This window comes from Klebsiella sp. H-Nf2 (assembly GCF_002806645.1).
Lineage (GTDB): Bacteria > Pseudomonadota > Gammaproteobacteria > Enterobacterales > Enterobacteriaceae > Klebsiella > Klebsiella variicola.
The window spans coordinates 326,391-349,749 of record NZ_PIBL01000003.1; the positions used below are offsets into that span (position 1 = coordinate 326,391).

20 protein-coding genes are annotated in these 23,359 nt (G+C 58.1%); 14 read left to right on the forward strand and 6 right to left on the reverse strand.

Annotated elements, in window-relative coordinates:
- Positions 1-172: 172 nt before the first annotated feature.
- The 7 genes from gmk to fpr all read left to right on the forward strand — a co-directional run bounded on the left by gmk (position 173) and on the right by fpr (position 8,004).
- Entirely contained in the window at positions 173-796 is a 624-nt protein-coding gene (gene gmk, locus CWM58_RS11920) for a guanylate kinase (RefSeq protein WP_002922664.1), read from the forward strand.
- A 54-nt stretch (positions 797-850) separates the two neighbouring features.
- Positions 851-1,126: a DNA-directed RNA polymerase subunit omega gene (gene rpoZ, locus CWM58_RS11925; protein ID WP_000135058.1), complete on the forward strand. Its 276-nt coding sequence runs from the start codon at positions 851-853 to the stop codon at positions 1,124-1,126.
- A gap of 18 nt (positions 1,127-1,144) precedes the next feature.
- The gene (spoT, locus tag CWM58_RS11930) at positions 1,145-3,265 is read left to right on the forward strand and encodes a bifunctional GTP diphosphokinase/guanosine-3',5'-bis pyrophosphate 3'-pyrophosphohydrolase (protein ID WP_100680980.1); all 2,121 of its coding nucleotides are present in this window, start codon (positions 1,145-1,147) and stop codon (positions 3,263-3,265) included.
- A 4-nt stretch (positions 3,266-3,269) separates the two neighbouring features.
- On the forward strand, positions 3,270-3,959 hold the full coding sequence (gene trmH, locus CWM58_RS11935; protein WP_100680981.1) for a tRNA (guanosine(18)-2'-O)-methyltransferase TrmH: 690 nt from the start codon (positions 3,270-3,272) through the stop codon (positions 3,957-3,959).
- A gap of 5 nt (positions 3,960-3,964) precedes the next feature.
- A complete protein-coding gene (gene recG, locus CWM58_RS11940) occupies positions 3,965-6,046 on the forward strand; it encodes an ATP-dependent DNA helicase RecG (RefSeq protein ID WP_100680982.1) in 2,082 nt (693 codons plus the stop codon).
- A 50-nt stretch (positions 6,047-6,096) separates the two neighbouring features.
- Positions 6,097-7,107 (forward strand): class II fructose-bisphosphatase, encoded by a 1,011-nt coding sequence (gene glpX, locus CWM58_RS11945; protein WP_002922903.1) that lies wholly within the window; start codon positions 6,097-6,099, stop codon positions 7,105-7,107.
- 150 nt (positions 7,108-7,257) lie between these two features.
- Complete coding sequence (fpr, locus tag CWM58_RS11950) at positions 7,258-8,004, forward strand: ferredoxin--NADP(+) reductase (protein WP_100680983.1); 747 nt, start codon at positions 7,258-7,260, stop codon at positions 8,002-8,004.
- Here fpr and CWM58_RS11955 read toward each other — a convergent pair whose 3' ends face one another.
- Positions 8,005-8,433 carry a DUF805 domain-containing protein gene (locus CWM58_RS11955; protein WP_061152937.1) on the reverse strand — a complete coding sequence of 143 codons (429 nt, stop codon included), beginning with the start codon at positions 8,431-8,433 and terminating at the stop codon, positions 8,005-8,007.
- A 112-nt stretch (positions 8,434-8,545) separates the two neighbouring features.
- Here CWM58_RS11955 and CWM58_RS11960 point away from each other — a divergent pair, with 112 nt between their 5' ends.
- A complete protein-coding gene (locus CWM58_RS11960; protein ID WP_100680984.1) occupies positions 8,546-9,145 on the forward strand; it encodes a YiiQ family protein in 600 nt (199 codons plus the stop codon).
- 109 nt (positions 9,146-9,254) lie between these two features.
- Complete coding sequence (gene tpiA, locus CWM58_RS11965) at positions 9,255-10,022, forward strand: triose-phosphate isomerase (protein WP_002922909.1); 768 nt, start codon at positions 9,255-9,257, stop codon at positions 10,020-10,022.
- 92 nt (positions 10,023-10,114) lie between these two features.
- Here tpiA and CWM58_RS11970 read toward each other — a convergent pair whose 3' ends face one another.
- From CWM58_RS11970 to zapB, 4 genes are all read right to left on the reverse strand, one after another.
- Positions 10,115-11,419, reverse strand: a complete 1,305-nt coding sequence (locus CWM58_RS11970) for an SLC13 family permease (protein ID WP_100680985.1) — start codon at positions 11,417-11,419, stop codon at positions 10,115-10,117.
- 64 nt (positions 11,420-11,483) lie between these two features.
- The gene (locus tag CWM58_RS11975; RefSeq protein ID WP_061152935.1) at positions 11,484-12,248 is read right to left on the reverse strand and encodes a CDP-diacylglycerol diphosphatase; all 765 of its coding nucleotides are present in this window, start codon (positions 12,246-12,248) and stop codon (positions 11,484-11,486) included.
- 249 nt (positions 12,249-12,497) lie between these two features.
- Positions 12,498-13,487, reverse strand: a complete 990-nt coding sequence (locus CWM58_RS11980; RefSeq protein ID WP_061152934.1) for a sulfate ABC transporter substrate-binding protein — start codon at positions 13,485-13,487, stop codon at positions 12,498-12,500.
- A 151-nt stretch (positions 13,488-13,638) separates the two neighbouring features.
- Positions 13,639-13,884: a septal ring assembly protein ZapB gene (gene zapB, locus CWM58_RS11985; protein WP_008806812.1), complete on the reverse strand. Its 246-nt coding sequence runs from the start codon at positions 13,882-13,884 to the stop codon at positions 13,639-13,641.
- A 442-nt stretch (positions 13,885-14,326) separates the two neighbouring features.
- On the opposite strand from zapB, the gene CWM58_RS11990 reads away from it, so the two are divergent.
- Both CWM58_RS11990 and glpK read left to right on the forward strand, forming a co-directional pair.
- Positions 14,327-15,178 carry an MIP/aquaporin family protein gene (locus CWM58_RS11990; protein WP_100680986.1) on the forward strand — a complete coding sequence of 284 codons (852 nt, stop codon included), beginning with the start codon at positions 14,327-14,329 and terminating at the stop codon, positions 15,176-15,178.
- A 21-nt stretch (positions 15,179-15,199) separates the two neighbouring features.
- Positions 15,200-16,711 carry a glycerol kinase GlpK gene (glpK, locus tag CWM58_RS11995; RefSeq protein ID WP_061152933.1) on the forward strand — a complete coding sequence of 504 codons (1,512 nt, stop codon included), beginning with the start codon at positions 15,200-15,202 and terminating at the stop codon, positions 16,709-16,711.
- Positions 16,712-16,825: 114 nt separating this feature from the next.
- Here glpK and gltS read toward each other — a convergent pair whose 3' ends face one another.
- Positions 16,826-18,028, reverse strand: a complete 1,203-nt coding sequence (gene gltS / locus CWM58_RS12000; protein ID WP_100680987.1) for a sodium/glutamate symporter — start codon at positions 18,026-18,028, stop codon at positions 16,826-16,828.
- A gap of 284 nt (positions 18,029-18,312) precedes the next feature.
- Between gltS and CWM58_RS12005 the strand changes: the two genes are divergently transcribed.
- From CWM58_RS12005 to CWM58_RS12015, 3 genes are all read left to right on the forward strand, one after another.
- Positions 18,313-19,704, forward strand: a complete 1,392-nt coding sequence (locus tag CWM58_RS12005) for a nucleobase:cation symporter-2 family protein (RefSeq protein ID WP_008806808.1) — start codon at positions 18,313-18,315, stop codon at positions 19,702-19,704.
- Positions 19,705-19,844: 140 nt separating this feature from the next.
- Entirely contained in the window at positions 19,845-21,542 is a 1,698-nt protein-coding gene (locus tag CWM58_RS12010; RefSeq protein ID WP_100680988.1) for an AsmA family protein, read from the forward strand.
- A 253-nt stretch (positions 21,543-21,795) separates the two neighbouring features.
- On the forward strand, positions 21,796-23,355 hold the full coding sequence (locus CWM58_RS12015) for a PTS transporter subunit EIIC (protein WP_100680989.1): 1,560 nt from the start codon (positions 21,796-21,798) through the stop codon (positions 23,353-23,355).
- Positions 23,356-23,359 lie beyond the last annotated feature (4 nt).

Sequence of the window (23,359 nt, forward strand, 5' to 3'; positions counted from 1 at the left end):
CTTCCAGGATTTACGCCTCATTGCAGCAACGGCTGGCGAATTCAGGAAAACGGCAGGCAAAATGAAAGAAACAGCGGCAAAAAGTGTGACAATGACTGCGTCACGCCGCGGCGACGTGTATAATAGGCTCGTATGTAGGACCTCTTTCGATAACCACATACAAAAGACACTCATGGCTCAAGGCACGCTTTATATTGTTTCCGCCCCTAGCGGCGCGGGTAAATCCAGCCTGATTCAGGCTTTATTAAAAACCCAACCGTTGTATGACACCCAGGTATCGGTTTCCCATACCACGCGGGCGCCGCGTCCGGGTGAAGTGCACGGCGAACACTATTTCTTCGTGAATCACGACGAATTCCGCTCGATGATTGGCGAAAACGCGTTTCTGGAACATGCAGAGGTCTTTGGCAACTATTACGGCACGTCGCGTAAAGCGATCGAGCAGGTGCTGGCGACCGGCGTCGATGTCTTCCTCGATATCGACTGGCAAGGTGCGCAGCAGATCCGTAAAAGCATGCCCGGCGCACGCAGCATTTTTATTCTGCCGCCGTCAAAAGATGAACTGGACCGTCGCCTGCGCGGCCGCGGCCAGGACAGCGAAGAGGTGATCGCGAAACGGATGGCCCAGGCCGTTGCGGAAATGAGCCATTACGCGGAATATGATTACCTGATTGTGAACGATGATTTTGACACCGCCCTGAGCGACCTGAAAAATATCATCCGCGCTGAACGTCTGCGCATGAGCCGCCAAAAGCAGCGACATGGCGCTTTAATCACCAAACTATTGGCAGACTGAACCCACATTCAGTATCATGCCCAGTCATTTCTTCACCTGTGGAGCATTTTAAGTATGGCACGCGTAACTGTTCAGGACGCTGTAGAGAAAATTGGTAACCGTTTTGACCTGGTACTGGTCGCCGCGCGTCGCGCTCGTCAGATGCAGGTAGGCGGAAAGGATCCGCTGGTACCGGAAGAAAACGATAAAACCACCGTTATCGCACTGCGCGAAATCGAAGAAGGTCTGATCAACAACCAGATCCTCGACGTACGTGAGCGCCAGGAACAGCAAGAGCAGGAAGCCGCTGAATTACAAGCCGTTACCGCGATTGCTGAAGGTCGTCGTTAATCACACAGCGGGTCGCCCTTGTATCTGTTTGAAAGCCTGAATCAGCTGATTCAAAACTACCTGCCGGAAGAGCAAATCAAGCGCCTTCGGCAGGCGTATCTCGTTGCACGTGACGCTCACGAGGGTCAGACACGTTCAAGCGGTGAACCCTATATCACGCACCCGGTCGCGGTAGCCTGCATTCTGGCCGAGATGAAGCTCGACTATGAAACGCTGATGGCCGCGCTGCTGCATGATGTGATTGAAGATACTCCCGCCACCTACCAGGACATGGAACAGCTTTTTGGTAAAAGCGTCGCCGAACTGGTAGAGGGGGTGTCGAAACTTGATAAGCTCAAGTTCCGCGATAAGAAAGAGGCGCAGGCCGAAAACTTTCGCAAAATGATCATGGCGATGGTGCAGGACATCCGCGTCATCCTCATCAAGCTTGCCGACCGCACCCACAACATGCGTACTCTGGGCTCGTTACGCCCGGATAAACGCCGCCGCATCGCCCGCGAAACGCTGGAAATTTACAGCCCGCTGGCGCACCGTTTAGGTATCCATCACATCAAGACCGAGCTCGAAGAGCTGGGCTTTGAAGCGCTGTACCCTAACCGCTACCGCGTCATTAAAGAGGTGGTCAAAGCGGCGCGCGGCAACCGTAAAGAGATGATCCAAAAGATCCTCTCCGAAATCGAAGGACGGTTGCAGGAAGCGGGCATCCCCTGCCGCGTCAGCGGTCGCGAAAAGCATCTGTACTCCATCTACTGCAAAATGGTGCTCAAAGAGCAGCGTTTTCACTCGATCATGGATATCTACGCCTTCCGCGTCATCGTCCATGATGCTGATGTCTGCTACCGCGTGCTCGGCCAGATGCACAGCCTCTACAAACCGCGTCCAGGTCGTTTCAAAGACTACATTGCCATTCCGAAAGCGAACGGCTATCAGTCTTTGCACACCTCGATGATCGGCCCCCACGGTGTCCCGGTCGAGGTACAAATTCGTACCGAAGACATGGACCAGATGGCGGAGATGGGGGTTGCGGCGCACTGGGCTTATAAAGAGCACGGCGGCGAAAGCAGCACCACCGCGCAAATCCGCGCTCAGCGCTGGATGCAAAGCCTGCTGGAGCTGCAGCAGAGCGCCGGTAGCTCGTTTGAATTTATCGAGAGCGTAAAATCCGATCTGTTCCCGGATGAGATTTACGTTTTCACCCCGGAAGGTCGCATTGTCGAACTGCCCGCTGGTGCCACGCCGGTGGACTTCGCCTACGCGGTGCATACTGATATCGGCCATGCCTGCGTTGGCGCACGCGTCGACCGCCAGCCTTATCCGCTGTCGCAGCCGCTCTCCAGCGGCCAGACTGTCGAAATTATCACCGCGCCGGGCGCACGCCCGAATGCCGCCTGGCTGAACTTTGTCGTCAGCTCGAAAGCGCGCGCCAAGATCCGTCAGCTGCTGAAAAACCTTAAGCGCGACGATTCGGTCAGCCTTGGCCGTCGTCTGCTCAATCACGCGCTGGGTGGTAGCCGCAAACTCGCCGAGATCCCGCCGGAAAATATCCAGCGCGAACTTGACCGCATGAAGCTGGCCTCGCTTGACGATCTGCTGGCGGAAATCGGTCTTGGCAACGCCATGAGCGTCGTGGTCGCCAAAAATCTGCAGCAGGGCGAAACCTCTGCCGCACCGGTACCGGCTAACGCCTCGAACCACGGACATCTGCCGATCAAAGGCGCCGATGGCGTGCTGATTACCTTCGCCAAGTGCTGTCGTCCGATTCCAGGTGACCCGATCATCGCCCACGTCAGTCCGGGTAAGGGGCTGGTTATCCACCATGAATCCTGTCGTAACATTCGCGGCTATCAGAAAGAGCCGGAGAAATTTATGGCGGTTGAGTGGGATAAAGAGACCGCTCAGGAGTTCATCACCGAAATCAAGGTGGACATGTTTAACCACCAGGGCGCGCTGGCTAACCTGACGGCGGCGATCAACACCGCGTCTTCCAATATCCAGAGCCTGAATACGGAAGAGAAAGATGGCCGCGTATACAGCGCCTTTATCCGCCTGACCGCGCGCGACCGCGTGCATCTGGCGAATATCATGCGCAAAATCCGCGTCATGCCGGACGTGATTAAAGTCACCCGTAACCGAAACTAGCTTTATGAACTCAAAGCGCTACGAGCGTATCTGCGAGATGCTCGCCAGGCGTCAGCCTGACCTGACGGTCTGTATGGAGCAGGTCCATAAGCCTCATAACGTCTCTGCGGTCATTCGGACCGCAGATGCCGTTGGCGTACACGAAGTGCATGCCGTCTGGCCAAGCAGCCGGATGCGTACCATGGCCTCCGCCGCCGCCGGCAGCAACAGCTGGGTGCAGGTGAAAACCCACCGCACCATCGCAGATGCCGTCGGCCACCTGAAAGGCCAGGGCATGCAAATCCTCGCGACCCACCTTTCCGACAAAGCCATCGATTTTCGTGAAATCGACTATACGCGCCCAACCTGCATCCTGATGGGTCAGGAGAAAACCGGCATCACTCAGGAAGCGCTGGCGCTGGCAGACCAGGACATCATTATCCCAATGATCGGCATGGTGCAGTCGCTGAACGTCTCCGTTGCCTCGGCGTTGATCCTCTACGAGGCGCAGCGCCAGCGGCAAAACGCCGGGATGTACCAACGCGCTAACAGCATGCTGCCACCGGAAGAGCAGCAGCGACTGCTGTTCGAAGGCGGTTATCCGGTGCTGGCCCGCGTTGCCAGGCAAAAAGGTCTGCCTTACCCCCACGTCAACGAGCAGGGCGAAGTGGAAGCCGATGCCGCGTGGTGGGCTACCATGCAGGCAACGAGGTAAATCCGATGTCAGCCCGCCTGCTCGATGCCGTTCCGCTCAGTTCACTCACCGGTGTGGGCGCTGCACAGAGCAGCAAACTGGCGAAAATAGGCCTGCATACGGTTCAGGACCTGCTGCTGCACCTGCCACTGCGTTACGAAGATCGCACCCATCTTTACCCGATAGCCGAGTTGCTTCCCGGGGTTTATGCCACCGTAGAAGGTGAAGTGCTCAACAGCAATATCACCTTCGGCGGCCGGCGGATGATGACCTGCCAGATCAGCGACGGCACCGGCATCCTCACCATGCGCTTTTTCAACTTCAACGCGGCGATGAAAAACAGCCTCGCGACTGGTCGTCGGGTGCTGGCCTACGGTGAAGCCAAACGCGGGAAGTACGGCGCCGAGATGATCCACCCGGAATACCGCGTCCAGGGCGATATGAGCACCCCGGAGCTGCAGGAAACGTTAACTCCGGTCTATCCGACCACCGAAGGCATCAAGCAGGCGACCCTGCGCAAGCTCACCGATCAGGCGCTTGAGCTACTGGAAACCTGCGCGATTAGCGAACTCCTGCCACCAGAGCTGGCGCAGGGGATGATGAGCCTGCCGGAGGCGCTGCGCACACTGCACCGTCCGCCGCCCTCCCTGCAACTTAGCGAGCTGGAAAGCGGCAAGCACCCGGCGCAGCAGCGTCTGATTCTGGAAGAGCTGCTGGCGCATAACCTCAGCATGCTGGCGCTGCGGGCAGGCGCCCAGCGCTATCACGCCCTGCCGCTCGGCGCCAACGATACCCTGAAAAACCAGCTGCTGGCTTCCCTGCCCTTTAAACCCACCGGCGCGCAGGCGCGAGTCACCGCCGAGATAGAGCGCGATATGGCGCTGGACGTGCCGATGATGCGCCTGGTGCAAGGCGACGTTGGCTCCGGCAAAACGCTGGTCGCCGCGCTGGCCGCCGTGCGCGCTATTGCCCACGGCAAACAGGTGGCGCTGATGGCGCCCACCGAACTGCTCGCCGAGCAGCATGCCAATAACTTCCGCAGCTGGTTTGAGCCGCTGGGCATAGAAGTCGGCTGGCTGGCGGGCAAGCAGAAAGGCAAAGCCCGTCAGGCACAGCAGGACGCTATCGCCAGCGGCGAAGTGCAGATGATTGTCGGCACTCACGCCATCTTCCAGGAGCAAGTGCAGTTTAACGGCCTGGCGCTGGTGATTATCGACGAACAGCACCGCTTCGGCGTGCATCAGCGGCTGGCACTGTGGGAAAAAGGTCAGCAGCAGGGGTTCCACCCGCATCAGCTGATCATGACCGCGACGCCAATCCCGCGCACCCTGGCGATGACCGCCTATGCCGATCTCGATACCTCAGTTATCGACGAGCTGCCGCCAGGCCGAACCCCGGTGACCACCGTCGCCATTCCGGACACCCGGCGCAGCGATATTATCGACCGCGTACGCAACGCCTGCACCCACGAAGGCCGCCAGGCCTATTGGGTCTGTACGCTGATTGAAGAGTCCGATCTGCTGGAAGCCCAGGCGGCGGAAGCGACCTGGGAAGAGCTCAAACTGGCGCTGCCGGAACTGAATATCGGCCTCGTCCACGGGCGGATGAAACCGGCGGAGAAACAGGCCGTGATGCAGGCCTTCAAACAGGGCGAGATGCACCTGCTGGTGGCCACCACGGTGATTGAAGTCGGCGTTGACGTGCCTAACTCAAGCCTGATGATTATCGAAAACCCGGAACGTCTGGGTCTGGCGCAGCTGCACCAGCTCAGAGGGCGCGTCGGGCGCGGCGCGGTCGCTTCCCACTGCGTGCTACTCTATAAATCGCCGCTCTCCAAAACGGCGCAGAAACGCCTGCAGGTCCTGCGCGACAGCAACGACGGTTTCGTCATCGCCCAGAAAGACCTCGAAATCCGCGGTCCCGGCGAGCTGCTCGGCACCCGCCAGACCGGCAACGCCGAGTTTAAAGTAGCGGACTTGCTGCGCGATCAGGCGATGATCCCCGACGTTCAGCGCATTGCTCGCCATATTCATGAACGCTATCCGCTGCAGGCCCAGGCGCTTATCGAGCGCTGGATGCCAGAAACCGAACGCTATTCCAACGCGTAGTGCGCGCTTTTGCCGCGCTACGGGCAATTTTTCTACACAACGAGTGGATTATGAAACGAGAACTGGCCATCGAATTTTCGCGTGTCACCGAAGCCGCCGCGCTGGCGGGCTATAAATGGCTGGGCCGCGGCGATAAGAATACCGCCGACGGCGCAGCGGTTAACGCCATGCGCATTATGCTTAACCTCGTCAATATCGACGGCACCATCGTCATCGGCGAGGGCGAAATCGATGAAGCGCCGATGCTCTATATCGGCGAAAAAGTGGGTACCGGCAAGGGCGATGCGGTAGATATCGCCGTCGATCCCATCGAAGGCACCCGCATGACGGCGATGGGTCAGGCCAACGCCCTGGCGGTGATGGCAGTCGGCGATAAGGGCTGCTTCCTCAACGCGCCGGATATGTACATGGAAAAGCTGATCGTCGGCCCGGGCGCTAAAGGCGCTATCGACCTCAATCTGCCGCTGGAAGAGAACCTGCACAATATCGCCCGCGCCCTGAACAAGCCGTTGGGCGAGCTGACCGTCACCGTGCTGGCAAAACCGCGCCATGACGCGGTCATTGCCCAGCTGCAGCAGTTGGGAGTACGCGTATTCGCGATTCCCGATGGCGACGTCGCGGCCTCTATTCTCACCTGCATGCCAGATAGCGAAGTCGACGTGCTGTACGGCATCGGCGGTGCGCCGGAAGGGGTGGTTTCCGCCGCGGTGATCCGCGCCCTGGACGGTGATATGCAGGGGCGTCTGCTGGCTCGCCACCACGTGAAGGGCGACAACGAAGAAAACCGCCGCATCGGTGAAAACGAGCTGGCGCGCTGCAAAACCATGGGCATTGAAGCGGGCAAAGTGCTACGTCTGGATGAAATGGCGCGCAGCGATAACGTCGTCTTCTCCGCCACCGGGATCACCAAAGGCGATCTGCTGGACGGCATCACCCGCAAGGGCAACATGGCCACCACCGAGACGCTGCTGATCCGCGGCAAGTCGCGCACTATCCGCCGTATTCAGTCGATTCATTACCTCGACCGTAAAGATCCGGACATCCAGCAGCACATCCTGTAATACCGCTTTTTCTCCTCCAGGCAACCGTCCGCAGGCGGTTGCCCTGTTCTTCGTTTATATTTGATCAATAGAGCTTTCTTGTGCCTTCGGGGTGGAAATCTTGCTCGTCTGGACCGAAGATAAGGCATCGCTTGGCAACAGGAGAAGACGATGGCGGACTGGGTTAGCGGCAAAGTGACAAAAGTGGAGTACTGGACGGATGCCTTGTTCAGTTTGTACGTGCGGGCGCCTGTTCATCCGTTTACCGCCGGGCAATTTACCAAGCTCGGGCTGGAAATCGACGGAGAACGCGTGCAGCGCGCCTACTCCTACGTCAATGCCCCCGGCAATCCCGATCTCGAGTTCTACCTGGTCACCGTCCCGGAAGGCAAGCTGAGCCCGCGTCTGGCGGCGCTGAAGCCGGGCGATGAAGTCCTGGTGGTGAGTGAAGCGGCAGGTTTCTTCGTCCTCGAGGAAGTACCGGATTGCGATACGCTGTGGATGCTGGCGACCGGCACTGCCCTCGGGCCATACCTGTCAATTTTGCAGGAAGGCAAAGATCTTGAACGCTTTAACAACCTGGTGCTGGTCCACGCCGTCCGCTACGCCGCGGACCTGAGCTATCTGCCGCTGATGCGCGAGCTTGAGCAGCGCTATGCCGGTAAACTACGCATCCAGACCGTGGTCAGCCGTGAAACTGTGGAAGGCTCGCTGACCGGCCGGGTACCGTTCCTGATTGAAACCGGCGCGCTGGAAGAGGCGGTCGGGCTGGCGATGAACACCGACACCAGCCATATAATGCTGTGCGGCAACCCGCAAATGGTGCGCGATACCCAACAGCTGTTAAAAGAGACCCGGCAGATGACCAAACATCTGCGTCGCCGGCCGGGCCATATGACGGCAGAGCACTACTGGTAATCAGGCGTCCGCTTTCCAGCGTACGTCCTGGGTCTCTTTGCCGAACTTATTCTCGCCCTGGGTGCCGACAAACGCCCCCAGGTCGATCAGCAGCATGACGATAATCAGCGTCGGCACAAAGCGCCCAACGCCCCACTGCCAGACCTGCGGCAGCATTGCCCAGTTCCCCGCCAGCAGCATCCACGCCAGAATCATCAGCAGCGCCCACAGCCCGGATTTGCCGCGATCGTGCAGCCGTTTCACCACCACCGCCGCCGTCGGCCACAGCAGGCAGACGATAATAAACGCTGCCGTCTGCAGGTTGAGCAGATTGCTGCCTGCCAGGGTAAACAGGGCGCTCATGGTCACCAGCCAGATGGCAATCCAGATCCAGAAATCGCGGCGGCCAATGCGCCCTTTAATTGAGAATAACCACTGCTGTAGGGTCATGCGTTTTTCCTTATCATCATCGTCTGCGTAGTTTACCCTGGCGTCGTGACTTTTTGACAAGCGCCGCGCTTCCCGATTTAATCGTCAGCAGGCAAAAAAAGGAACGACGGGCATGAAGAAGTGGACAATCTTGTGTTTAAGTGGGCTGATGGGCCTGACCGTCAGCCCGCACGCGTTGTCCGCAGAAAGCGAATCGGCGACCGCGGCACCCTATCTGCTCTCTGGCGCACCGAGTTTTGACCTGTCGATCAGCCAGTTCCGGGAAAAATTTAACGCCGATAACCCGAAGCTGCCCCTGAACGAATTCCGTTCCATCACCACCAGCCGGGATCAGGCTAACCTGACCCGCGCCGCCAGCAAAATTAACGAAAATCTTTATGCCTCGACCGCGCTGGAGCGCGGCACGCTGAAGATCAAATCCATGCAGATCACCTGGCTGCCGATCCAGGGGCCGGAGCAAAAAGCGGCGAAGGCCAAAGCGCTGGAGTATATGAGCGCCATGATCCGCGCCTTCGTGCCCACCCTTAGCCCAGCGCAAAGCCAGCAAAAGCTGCAAAAACTGCTGACTGCCGGCAAGGGCAAACGCTATTTCGCCGATACCGAAGGCGCCGTTCGCTATGTGGTGGCAGATCATGGCGAAAAGGGTCTGACCTTCGCTATTGAACCGATTAAGCTGGCGTTATCTGAAACGCTGGAAGGTAACAATAAATGACAAAAAGCAAAGCCTTTCCAGTGACGAGTCTCTATACTGTTTCACAGACCATGCTGCCCTCTGGGGCGGCTATATTCCTTAATTCGCTTAAGTAGCGTGGAGAATTAAAATGCGACATCCTTTAGTGATGGGTAACTGGAAACTGAACGGCAGCCGCCACATGGTAAACGAACTGGTTGCGAACCTGCGTACCGAGCTGGCTGGCGTAAGCGGCTGTGCAGTTGCCATCGCCCCGCCGGAAATGTATCTGGACCTGGCTAAACGTGCGGCAGAAGGCAGCCACATTCACCTGGGCGCGCAGAACGTTGACGTGAACCTGTCTGGCGCTTTCACCGGCGAAACCTCCGCTGAAATGCTGAAAGATATCGGCGCACAGTACATCATCATCGGCCACTCCGAGCGCCGTACCTACCACAAAGAATCCGACGAGCTGATCGCGAAGAAATTCGCTGTGCTGAAAGAGCAGGGTCTGACTCCGGTACTGTGCATCGGTGAAACCGAAGCGGAAAACGAAGCGGGCAAAACCGAAGAAGTTTGCGCACGTCAGATCGACGCCGTGCTGAAAACGCAGGGCGCTGCCGCTTTCGAAGGCGTGGTTATCGCTTACGAACCCGTATGGGCTATCGGTACCGGCAAATCCGCGACCCCGGCTCAGGCTCAGGCGGTGCACAAATTCATCCGTGACCACATTGCTAAAGCTGATGCGAAAATCGCTGAGCAAGTGATCATCCAGTACGGCGGTTCCGTTAACGCTGGCAACGCAGCAGAGCTGTTCACCCAGCCGGACATCGACGGCGCGCTGGTTGGCGGCGCCTCCCTGAAAGCTGACGCTTTCGCGGTGATCGTTAAAGCAGCAGAAGCAGCGAAAAAAGCGTAATTCGCTTTTCTCGGTGGCGACACGCGACCAGGGTGACTGACAAAACTCGGGAGCCCGGCTTAGCACAGCGCAAGCCGGGCTTTCTTTTGCCGTTACAGTTTCCCCAACAACTGATACCACGCGTAGTCCAGCGGCAGCAAAATCAGATAACTCACCGCCGCCAGCGCCAGACACAGTTGCATCCCCGCCCTCGCCGGGACCTTGCCTAACCCCATCGCCACCACGATCGGCGACGCCTGATAGGGCAGCAGCGGCGTGGAATACCCCAGCACCTGAATCATGATCACGCTGAGCAGCGGGAAACCGGTCGCGTCGGCAAAACTCTGCGCAAAAGTGGTATACAGCGCCGGCACGCCGTTGGCGGTCATCATAAAGTTCAGCGCGCTGGTAATCCCGGTCAGGGCGAGGAAGCTGGTGAACGGATTGTCTTTATCCAGCGGCATCACCTGCAGCAGCGCATTGCCCACCGCGCCGCCAATTCCGGTTTGGGTAACGGTGATCGCCAGTCCCAGAATCCCGGCGACGTAAATACAGGTACGCATATTCACCCCGCTGGCGAACTCCTCGCCGTTGATAAAGCCCACCCGCGGCAGCAGCGTAACCACTGCTGCCGCCAGGCCGGTCCACGCCGGGCCGACGCCGTGCCAGCTCTCGGTCACCCATAGCGTGAGGACGACCGCCAGCAGCCACGCCAGACGTTTCTCGTCGCGGCTCATCGGCGGCAGCGGCGCCAGGTCACGCGGTGGATGCGGCTTACCGGGAAACAGCCAGCAGATCAGCGCCACCAGCACCGCCCCTTTCAGCCAGCCAAGCACCGGCGTATGCAGCAGTAAATAGGGAACATAATTCAGATGGATACCGTACGAGCCTTCCGCCGCCCCGCTCATCACCAGATTTGGCACGTTAGCGGGCAAAATCGTCGCCGAAAGCTGAAAGGTGCCGAACCCCACCGCCAGCGCCAGGCCGAACCAGCCGCGGCTGCCATCGACAATGCCCGCGCGGCGGGCCATCGCCGCCACGATCGGCATCAGCAGCGCGATACGTCCCATGTTGGAAGGCATCACAAACGCCAGCGCGTAGCTCAGCAACACCACGCTGCCGACCATCCGCGGCCAGGAGTCAGTGAGCCGCGCAGACAGCGCCTGCGCCGCCCGGTCCGCCAGCCCGGTTTTACGGATCGCGATACCGAGCACAAAGCCGCTGAACACCAGCCAGAACGCCGAAGAGGCAAAGCCGCCGAAGATCACCTCCGGCGGAGCGATTTTCGCCATCATCGCCGCAGCGAAGAACAGCAGCGCGGTGATAAATTCCGGCAATAGCGACGTCGCCCAGAGCACAATGGTGACGCCGACAATCAATGAAGGAAGGAACAGCGGGTGGGTAAGCCAGAGCGACATGCCTGTCTCCTGTCGTTTTTTTCAGCAAGAATACGACGACAGGTAAGACAGGTAAACGCCAGAACTAGTGGCTTGCGTTAAGAATGGTGCAGCGATGATCCTGAATTTCTTCCGCTGAAGCCCGGTTCAGGGTCAGCAGGTTACGCTCCGTCGCCAGCAGCACCAGCGAGCCGTCGCTCTGCTGTGCCATCGCCAGCGCGAAGCGTCCCATATGTTCGCGCGCTTCCGGCACCTCTTCCGCCAGCATCAGGAACGGGCTGCGCTGGGCCAGTTCGGCCTCCGTCACCCGGCGCGCCAGGTATTCATGACCCTGAAGCCCGCCCGGCAGCGGCAGCCAACGGCTACTGACCGCGGCCGCATCCTTATCTAACTGCGCGCGTACATCGGGGCGCAGGCAGGAGATATGAATATGGAAATGGTTTTGCGTGCGTCCGCTGCGCGAGTTGATCGCCAGCGATACCGCGTTATCAGGAACCGGCGCGCCGTGACGCTGACTCATGATTTCTCGTCCCTGCCAGGCCTGCCAGAAGAAGTTCGGCGTCAGCGGGTCCAGCAGCAGCGGGCTTTCGGTGCCGTTAATGCGGTAGGTCGGCATCAGCAGATATTGCAGCGGGCCATTGCGGTCTTTAAACAGCACATAGCCGCCCTTGAGGTTCACTTCCGCACACGGCGACGGGTTTTGCTGCTGTTGCTGATGGGGTACGCACTGCTGCAGAACAATCTTGCGTAATGCGTCCGGGTTGCCGGAGTGCAGCCAGTAGTAGCCGCCCGCTAGTGCCGCGAGGATCGCCACCAGCAGCGCCAGCAAAAAATATCTTACTCTTCTCATTATCGTTCCCTGTTAAGCCTGAAGCGGAAGAGTAACGTAATTTGATGACTAAATGAAAACAGATGGTGGGCGGGGAGTTATCCCGGGCAGCGGCTGACGCCTTACCCGGGCTACGGACGGCGCAGAACTGTAGCCCTGCTAAGCGTAGCGCAAGCAGGGATCCCCGGGTAGCGGCTGACGCCTTACCCGGGCTACGCACGGCGCAAAACCGTAGCCCTGCTAAGCGTAGCGCAAGCAGGGCCAAGAGGATTAACGCTGGCTAATCTGGTCGAAGGTGCCGCCGTTAGAGAAGTGCTCTTTCTGCGCTTTCGTCCAACCACCAAACTCCTGATCGATGGTAAACAGCTTCAGTTTCGGGAACTCATTGGCGTATTTTTTCGCTACATCAGGATCGCGAGGACGGTAGAAATTCTTCGCCGCAATCTCCTGGCCTTCCGGCGAGTAGAGATACTTCAGGTACGCTTCCGCCACCTGGCGCGTGCCTTTCTTATCCACCACTTTATCGACCACAGAGACGGTCGGCTCAGCCAGAATCGACTCACTCGGGGTCACGATTTCAAACTTGTCTTTGCCCAGTTCGTTGGTCGCCAGCAGCGCTTCGTTTTCCCAGGCGATCAGCACGTCGCCGATGCCGCGTTCTACGAAGGTATTGGTCGAACCGCGCGCGCCGGAGTCCAGCACTTCAACGTTTTTATACAGTGCCTTGACGAATTCCTGGGCTTTGGCCTGGTCGCCGTGATTCTGATGCAGGGCATAGCCCCAGGCAGCCAGGTAGTTCCAGCGGGCGCCACCGGAGCTTTTCGGGTTCGGGGTAATGACCGACACGCCCGGTTTGATCAGGTCGTTCCAGTCATGGATCTGTTTCGGGTTGCCCTTGCGGACGAGGAACACGATGGTTGAGGTATACGGTGCGGAGTTATCCGGCAGGCGTTTCAGCCAGTTTTTATCGATACGGCCGCGTTCAGCAATGGCGTCTACATCGTAGGCCAGCGCCAGAGTGACCACATCCGCTTCAATACCGTTAATCACCGAGGTCGCCTGTTTGCCAGAGCCACCGTGCGACTGGCGGATCACCACGTTGTCGCCGGTCTCCTGCTTCCAGTGCGCGCTAAACGCTTTGTTGTACTGTTCGTACAGCTCGCGCGTTGGATCATAAGATACGTTTAATAGTTGAATGTCTTTTGCCAGAACGCTGGCGGATGCCAGCAACAGAGTTAACCCTACGCCCCACTTATTCATCGCACCGCTCTCTTTATGTGTGTTGTGATGGGCTAAGCGTGCCAGAAAGCGATTCAATGATTAAAGAATAAAAAAAGATTGGCTATAACTTGCGGATATAAAGAAATGAGTAAGGATAGCCCCCTCCCGGACGGGAGAGGGCGCGAAGCGATTAGACTTCTTCCATGCGGCCCAGCAGCGCCTGCAGGCGATCCTGCCAGCCCTGCTGTTGCTCTTTCAGCTGGCTGTTTTCGCGCTCCAGCTCTTCACGACCATGCTGCGCGCTTTGAACTTCCTGAACCAGGGTGTTGTTCTTTTCTTTCAGCTCTTCGATTTCCATCTGCAACAGAGTGATGGTATCAATCGCCTGCTGCACTTTAGATTCTAATTTCTCAAACACTTCTAATGACATCGTCATACCTCTCCTGAACTTGCAAGGCGTTGATAGAAACTCGTGTTTCGTATACGCGGTCCCGCCTTAACGAAAATTAGCGCACATAGCGGTGTTATCGTCGATTGTATGAATCCCCGCCGCCCCTGTCCAGCGGCAAGCCGCGCAGATTGCGGTTTGCAACACTTTTCAGCCTTTACCTGGTGCTTTCAGCGCAGTTCGCTCGTACTTCATGGGTCATTGTTAATTTTATGGTTAACAAAATGCGAGGTGAAACGCTCCGGCACCGGTCTCAATGCGCGCAGATGGCGCGAAAACGCTCATTTTCTTGACGTGGTACACACATTTGAAGTTCGATATTTCTCGTTTTTGCTCGTTAACGATAAATTAACACTATGCCTACATGGCAATATGGTCGTCTGTGACCACCCTACATACAATAATCATCACAACGCTTCAGGATTCGATTATGAGCCAAACATCAACCTTAAAAGGCCAGTGCATCGCAGAGTTCCTCGGTACCGGGTTGTTGATCTTTTTCGGCGTTGGGTGCGTGGCTGCGCTCAAGGTCGCGGGAGCCAGCTTCGGGCAATGGGAAATCAGCATCATCTGGGGTCTGGGCGTCGCCATGGCGATCTACCTGACCGCTGGGGTCTCCGGTGCGCACCTTAACCCTGCGGTGACTATCGCACTCTGGCTGTTCGCCTGCTTCGATGGCCGCAAAGTGGTCCCTTTTATTATTTCGCAATTCGCTGGCGCCTTTTGCGCTGCGGCATTAGTTTACGGGCTTTATTACAATCTTTTCCTCGATTATGAAACCACCCACCATATAGTCCGCGGCAGCGTAGAAAGCCTCGATCTGGCCGGCATCTTCTCCACCTATCCGAACCCGCATATCAATTTTGTGCAGGCCTTCGCGGTAGAGATGGTGATTACCGCTATCCTGATGGGCGTCATCCTGGCGCTGACCGACGATGGCAATGGCGTACCGCGCGGCCCGCTTGCTCCGCTGCTGATCGGCCTGCTGATTGCGGTGATTGGCGCCTCCATGGGACCGCTGACCGGCTTCGCCATGAACCCGGCGCGTGATATCGGCCCGAAAGCCTTCGCCTGGCTGGCTGGCTGGGGTGACGTCGCCTTCACCGGCGGCAAAGATATTCCTTATTTCCTGGTGCCGCTGTGCGCACCGGTGGTCGGCGCGGCACTGGGCGCGTTCAGCTATCGTAAGCTGATTGGCCGCCATCTGCCTTGCGACACCTGCGTGGACGAAGAGCAACAGAGCCCTTCCTCTTCGACCACTCAACATAAAGCTTCGCTGTAATCTGACTACGGGACACCGACTATGACCGACAAAAAATATATCGTTGCGCTTGACCAGGGCACTACCAGCTCCCGGGCCGTTGTGATGGATCATGATGCCAATATCGTCAGCGTCTCCCAGCGAGAATTTGAACAAATTTATCCTAAGCCAGGCTGGGTTGAGCACGACCCGATGGAGATTTGGGCTTCGCAAAGCTCTACGCTGGTAGAAGTGCTGGCGAAAGCTGACATCAACTCCGACGAAATTGCCGCCATCGGCATCACTAACCAGCGTGAAACCGCCATCGTATGGGAGCGTGAGACCGGTAAGCCAATCTACAACGCCATCGTCTGGCAGTGCCGCCGTACCGCGGAGATCTGCGAGCAGCTCAAGCGTGACGGGATGGAAGAGTATATCCGCAAGGCCACAGGCCTGGTGGTGGACCCCTACTTCTCCGGCACCAAGGTGAAATGGATCCTCGACCATGTCGAAGGTTCCCGTGAACGTGCGAAACGCGGCGAGCTGCTGTTCGGCACCGTTGACACCTGGCTTATCTGGAAGATGACCCAGGGCCGCGTGCACGTTACCGACTACACCAACGCCTCACGTACCATGCTGTTCAACATCCACGAACTGGACTGGGACGACAAAATGCTCGACGCGCTGGACATTCCGCGCGCGATGCTGCCGGAAGTGCGTAAGTCATCCGAAGTGTACGGCCAGACCAACATCGGTGGTAAAGGCGGGACCCGTATCCCTATCGCCGGGATCGCCGGTGACCAGCAGGCGGCCCTGTTCGGCCAGCTGTGCGTCAAAGAAGGGATGGCGAAAAACACCTATGGCACCGGCTGCTTTATGCTGATGAACACCGGTGAAAAAGCGGTAGCCTCAACACATGGCCTGCTGACTACCATTGCCTGCGGCCCGCGCGGCGAGGTGAACTATGCCCTGGAAGGGGCGGTGTTTATGGCCGGCGCGTCTATTCAGTGGCTGCGTGACGAGATGAAGCTCATCAGCGATGCGTTCGACTCCGAGTACTTCGCCACCAAAGTGAAGGATACCAACGGCGTATACGTGGTACCCGCGTTCACTGGTCTTGGCGCACCATACTGGGACCCGTATGCCCGCGGCGCGATTTTCGGCCTCACCCGCGGCGTGAACTCGAACCACATTATCCGTGCGACGCTGGAGTCCATCGCCTATCAGACCCGCGATGTGCTGGAGGCGATGCAGGCTGACTCCGGTATTCGTCTGCACGCCCTGCGCGTGGACGGGGGCGCGGTGGCCAACAACTTCCTGATGCAGTTCCAGTCCGATATCCTCGGCACCCGCGTGGAGCGTCCGGAAGTACGCGAAGTGACGGCGCTGGGCGCGGCCTATCTGGCGGGTCTGGCGGTGGGCTTCTGGCAAAATCTGGATGAGCTGCAGGAAAAAGCGGTCATTGAGCGCGAGTTCCGCCCGGGTATTGAAACCACCGAGCGCAACTTCCGCTACAGCGGCTGGAAGAAAGCGGTGAAACGCGCGTTAGCGTGGGAAGAGCACGACGAAGCGTAAGATTGTGGAGGTATTCCCGGCTTGCGGCGTAAACGCCTTAGCCGGGCTACAAAACCCCAAACAGCACGATCTTGTAGCCCGGACAGGTGCGCAGCACCGCCTCCGGGTTTTTTATCAGCCAAACATCGGCAGCAGCAGGTATAGCTTAATCACCAGCGCGTTAACGATGTCGATAAAGAACGCTCCCACCATCGGCACCACCAGGAAGGCCATATGTGACGGGCCAAAACGGTCGGTGATCGCCTGCATATTAGCAATCGCCGTCGGCGTTGCGCCCAGACCGAAGCCACAGTGGCCCGCCGCCAGCACCGCGGCATCGTAATTCTTACCCATCATCCGATAGGTGACGAACACCGCATACAGCGCCATCGCCAGCGATTGCACCGCCAGGATAATAATCATCGGCAGCGCCAGCGAGGCCAGTTCCCACAGCTTGAGGCTCATCAGGGCCATGGCGAGGAACAGCGACAGGCTGACGTTGCCCAGCACCGATACCGCCCTATCGAACACCCGATACAACCCCGCCAGCGCCAGGCTGTTGCTAAGGATCACACCGATAAACAGCACGCAGACGAAAGTCGGCAGCTCGAAGATGCTGCCCGCCAGCAGTTGCGCAACCACCTTGCCCACCGTCAGACAGATGGCGATCAGGGCGATACTTTCGATCAGCACCAGCGAGGTGATCACCCGCCCCACGTCCGGTTTTTCAAAGGCGGTTGGCGCCACCTGATCGTCCGGTGTGCCGTCCGGAGAGGAAGAGTGCTTCACCAGATAGCGTGCCACCGGACCGCCGATCAGGCCGCCCAGCACCAGGCCGAAAGTCGCGCAGGCCATCGCCACTTCGGTGGCGTTGGCAAAACCGTAGCGCTCAACGAACAGCTTGCTCCACGCCGCCCCGGTGCCGTGGCCGCCGGATAAGGTAATCGACCCGGCCAGCAGGCCCATCAACGGATCCAGCCCCAGCAGCGTCGCCATGCCGATACCGAGGGCATTCTGCAGCAGCAGCAGGCCAACCACCACGATCAGAAAAGTGCCCAGCACCTTGCCGCCGGCCCGCAGGCTGGCGAGGTTGGCGTTAAGACCGATGGTGGCGAAGAACGCCAGCATGAGCGGGTCTTTCAAACTCATATCGAAATCAATTTCGATATCCATGCTTTTCTTCAGCACCAGCAGCGCCAGCGCCACCAGCAAACCGCCGGCAACAGGTTCAGGAATGGTGTATTTCTTGAGGAAGGGAACGGTTTGCACGAGTTTTCTGCCGAGCAATAGCACAAGCGTTGCGGCAACGAGCGTCGATAAGGTATCGAGGTGAAACATAAAAAGCTCCTTATGGGCGCATGATCCATTCACACGCGACGATATTCCTGGTGTCTTTAGCTTCTCATCATGAGGAGTCAGAGGGGGATTTTACGCAGAACGGCGGAAAAAATGACAGAAAAAGATATTTTGTATCACCAATGATGCGATTTAGCATACAAAATGTTAATAACCTCGTTGCGCATATTCACGGCATAAATTTTTATGACCAAATGCTGGCAAACGTTTGCTTTTGGTCTACAGTCCGATAAAATTCCCGCTTTGCCACCTTGGGATTGCTTGTGATGTCCGTTAACACCGCAGAGTCAGAAAATGCGCAACCGGTTGCGCATAAATCAGCTAGCGAATTAATCTACCGCCTCGAAGATCGCCCACCGCTACCGCAAACCCTGTTCGCCGCCTTCCAGCACCTGCTGGCGATGTTTGTCGCGGTGATCACTCCAGCGCTGTTAATCTGCCAGGCTCTCGGTCTCCCGGCACAAGATACCCAACATATCATCAGCATGTCGCTGTTCGCCTCCGGCGTCGCTTCCATTATTCAGATTAAAGCCTGGGGCCCCGTCGGCTCCGGATTGCTTTCCATTCAGGGCACCAGCTTCAACTTTGTCGCCCCGCTGATCATGGGCGGTACCGCGCTGAAAACCGGCGGCGCCGACGTCCCCACCATGATGGCCGCTCTGTTCGGTACCCTGATGCTGGCCAGCTGCACGGAAATGGTCCTCTCCCGCGTCCTGCACCTGGCGCGCCGCATCATTACCCCGCTGGTCTCCGGCGTGGTGGTGATGATTATCGGCCTGTCGCTGATTCAGGTCGGACTGACTTCCATCGGCGGCGGCTACGCGGCGATGGCCGACCACACCTTCGGCGCGCCGAAGAACCTGCTGTTGGCGGGCATCGTGCTGGCGCTGATCATTATTCTCAACCGCCAGCGTAATCCCTATTTGCGCATCGCTTCGCTGGTGATTGCCATGGCTGCCGGTTATCTGGCGGCATGGTTCCTCGATATGCTGCCAGCCAATACCGCCCCGACCAACAGCAGCCTCATCACCGTTCCGACGCCGCTCTACTATGGTCTCGGCATCGACTGGAGCCTGCTGCTGCCCCTGATGCTGGTGTTTATGATCACCTCCCTGGAAACCATCGGCGATATCACCGCCACCTCCGATGTCTCCGAACAGCCGGTTTCCGGTCCGCTGTATATGAAACGCCTGAAAGGCGGTGTGCTGGCTAACGGCCTCAACTCCTTTGTTTCCGCGGTCTTCAACACCTTCCCGAACTCCTGCTTCGGCCAGAACAACGGCGTGATCCAGCTGACCGGCGTTGCCAGCCGCTACGTCGGCTTTGTGGTCGCCCTGATGCTGATCGTCCTCGGCCTGTTCCCGGCGGTGAGCGGCTTCGTGCAACACATCCCTGAGCCGGTGCTCGGCGGCGCTACGCTGGTGATGTTCGGCACCATTGCCGCGTCCGGCGTGCGCATCGTCTCCCGTGAGCCGCTGAACCGTCGGGCGATCCTGATTATCGCCCTGTCGCTGGCGGTGGGCCTCGGCGTGTCGCAGCAGCCGTTGATCCTGCAGTTCGCTCCGGACTGGCTGAAAAACCTGCTCTCTTCGGGGATTGCCGCCGGTGGTATCACAGCGATTGTTCTGAATTTAATTTTCCCGCCAGAAAAAGCCTGATCTGACGCGCTCCCGGTCGTACTATCGGCCGGGACGCTCTCCACGACCTGCCTCATCACGGAAATAAACCACGCCCGCCTTGAGAAGTGCGCCTAAATCGGGCATAACACGGTTATGTGCATCTCACAGAATGGAAGACCATGAAATTTCTTGGAAAGCTGATTCTCTGGCTGCTAGTCGCTCTGCTGCTCGTCATTGTTGGCGCATGGTTCCTGCTGCAAACCCACTGGGGCGCCCGCCAGGCCAGCGCCTGGCTCAGCAATGGCACCGGCTGGCAGGTCTCCTTCGATGCGATGGAACACGATTTCTCCTCCCCTCTTCATGTGCAGTTGCAAAACGTCACCTTTGGCCGTGAAGGCAAGCCGGCCACCCTGGTGGCAAAAACGGTCGATATTGGCTTCAGCACCCGCCAGTTTAGCGATCCGCTGCATGCGGATGAGATAGTCCTTAACGACGGCACCCTGAATCTGTCTCCCCACTCCGCGGCCCTGCCGTTCGCTGCCGACCGGCTGATGTTGCGCAATATGGCCTTCAACAGTCCGGAAACCGGCTGGGCGCTTAGCGCGCAGCGCGTCACCGGCGGCGTCAGCCCATGGGCGCCGGAGGCAGGCAATGTGCTGGGGAACACAGCGCAGATCCAGATGAGTGCGGGCTCGATGACCCTCAATGGCGTCGAAGCCAGCAACGTCCTGATTCAGGGTAAGATTGATCATGGCGAGGTCACCCTCTCCACCCTCGGCGCCGATGTCGCCCGCGGCACCTTAACCGGCAATGCAAAACGCAGTGCTGACGGCAGCTGGCTGGTGGATAACCTCCAGCTCAATGAGATTCGACTGCAAAGCGCCTCATCGCTGGCCGACTTTTTCGCCCCGCTGACCACCGTCCCCTCCCTGCAGATTGGCCGCCTGGATATCACCGACGCCCGCCTGCAGGGGCCGGACTGGGCGGTAACCGACCTCGACCTGAGCCTGCGCAACCTGACGCTCAGCCACGGCGGCTGGCAGAGCGAGGACGGCACGCTGTCGATGAACGCCAGCGAATTTATCTACGGCTCGCTACACTTCTTCGACCCGATCCTGAATGCTGAATTTTCTCCCCAGGGCATTGCGCTGCGCCAGTTTACCTCACGCTGGGAGGGCGGCATGGTGCGCACCTCTGGCAACTGGCTGCGCGCCGGTAACGCCCTGGTGCTCGACGACACCGCCTTCGCCGGACTGGAGTACACGCTGCCGGCGAACTGGAAACAGCTGTGGATGGAGCCAATGCCGGCCTGGCTGCAAAGCCTGACGCTGAAAAAATTCAGCGCCAGCCGTAACCTGATCATTGATGTGGACCCTGCCTTCCCGTGGCAAATTACCGCCCTCGATGGCTATGGCGGCGAGCTACAGCTGGTGAAAAACGGCAGCTGGGGGGTATGGAACGGCAGCGCGACGCTGAACGCCGCGGCCGCGACTTTTAACCGGATAGACGTGCGCCGCCCGTCACTCAAGCTGAGCGCAACGGCGTCGACGGTCAATATCACTGAGCTTAGCGCCTTCACCGAGCGCGGCATTCTGCAGGCCACCGCCGCGGTATCGCAGCTACCCCAGCGCCAGGTTAATCTCAGCCTGAAAGGCCGCGGCGTACCGCTGGGTATTCTGCAGGCCTGGGGCTGGCCTTCGCTTCCCATTAACGGGGACGGCAATCTCCAGCTGACCGCCAGCGGCAGCGTGCGGGCCGATGTCCCGCTCAAACCGACGGTTAACGGGCAGCTCAGTGCGGTAAATATGGAGAAACAGCAGGTGGCGCAAACGATGCGCAACGGCGAGGTCAACACCGCGCCCGCCGCGCCGCAGTAAACTCCTCCTCACCCTGGCCCTCTCCCCCACGGGGAGAGGGAACACTTCCCGGCAAAACTCAGCTCTGGCCACTCCCTTTCCCTTTCAGGGAGAGGGTTGGGGTGAGGGTCCTGAAACCTGTGTGCAATAAGCGGCTATCTGTACCTATTTAGCGCAACAGGTTCCTTTCAAATATCAGAATTGCTATAACCAAATCACTGGAAGTCGATAAAAAACCGCTCCCTGTACCTACAAAAATATAAAAGGATCAATCATGCCTGAAATACGTCAGCGTATTCTGGAGAATATGCAAAAATTCTCCCGGGCCATGATCGGCGCCGTATTGTTCTTGCCGGTCATTGGCTTAATTCTGGCCCTCAGTTCAGTATTAACTAATCCGACATTAATTGCTGAAACCAGTTTCTTACACCAGCTTGGGCAAATGCTCGGCGACACCTTTTGGCCTTTATTTGGCAACCTCGGCTTATTATTTTGCGTCGGCATTAGCTATGGTCTGGCAAAAGATAAAAAAACCGAAGTCGCGCTGGTTTCAGTGATGTGCTTCATTATGTTCCTTGGCGCCAACCACTCCTGGCTGGAACACACCCACGGACTCGCCGAAAAAATTAACGGTGAATATTATGGCACCGGACAAACCCAGCTGCTGGGCTTTGTGGTGGTGGATATGGGCGTTTTCCTGGGCATTATTCTCGGCTGCACGATTGCGTGGGTGCACAATAAAGTCTCTGCCATTGAGCTGCCTGGCGCGCTGTCGATGTACGGCGGCGCTAAGCTGACGCTGGTGGCGATGACGCCGGTGGTTATCTTCTACGCCATCGCCTTTACCTGGATTTGGCCCTTTATGACCCACGGCATCTCCGCCCTCACCGGTTTTATGAAAAATGCCGGGGTCGCCGGGGTCTTCGTCTATGGTTTCTTTGAAAAATTTCTTATCCCGACCGGCCTGCATCATTTCGTCTGGTCCCCCTTCCAGCTCACCCAGATTGGCGGCACCCTGAACGTGGACGGTCAGGTGGTCTCCGGGACCCAGGCCATTTTCCTCGCTTATATGCGCCATCCCGACCTGACGCCGGTCATGAACGACGCATTACGTTTTTCGCAGCAAGGGATGACCACTATCTTTGGCCTGGCGGGCGCCTCGCTGGCGTTCTACCACACCGCGAAGCCGGAGAAGAAAGTGATGGCGAAGGCGATTCTGCTGCCAGCGATTATCACCTCGATGCTGACCGGTATCACCGAACCGATTGAGTTCACCTTCTTATTTGTCTCGCCGCTGCTGTGGGTGATCCACGCGACGTTAACCGCCGCCTCGCAGGCCATTTGCGACATCTTCACCGTACGTCCCTGGGGAGCATCGGGCCTGATCGAGTTTCTGATCTATAACCTGCCGCTGCCGGTCTCCTTAACGCGCTGGCCGGGCTATGTCCTTATTGGTATCGGCCAGTTCGCCGTTTACTACGTGATTTTCCGCACCCTGGTGGTGAAGCTGAACCTGAAAACGCCGGGCCGGGAAGATGACGAGAACGTGAAGCTTTACAGCAAAGCAGAGTACCGCCAGAAAGTCGCGCAACCACAGTCGGTCACCGATGACATTATCCGCGGCCTCGGGGGCAAGGCGAATATTCTCTCCGTCGATAATTGTTTTACTCGCCTGCGCGTGGCCGTGCGCGATATGGCGCGGGTTGATGACACGCAATTAAAAAATACTGGCGCCAACGGCGTCGTACGAAATCGAAATGAAGTTCAGGTTATTTATGGCGTCAAAGTGGGACAGGTACGTTCCCGGGTTGATAACTGGTTAGCAGAAAATTAATGAG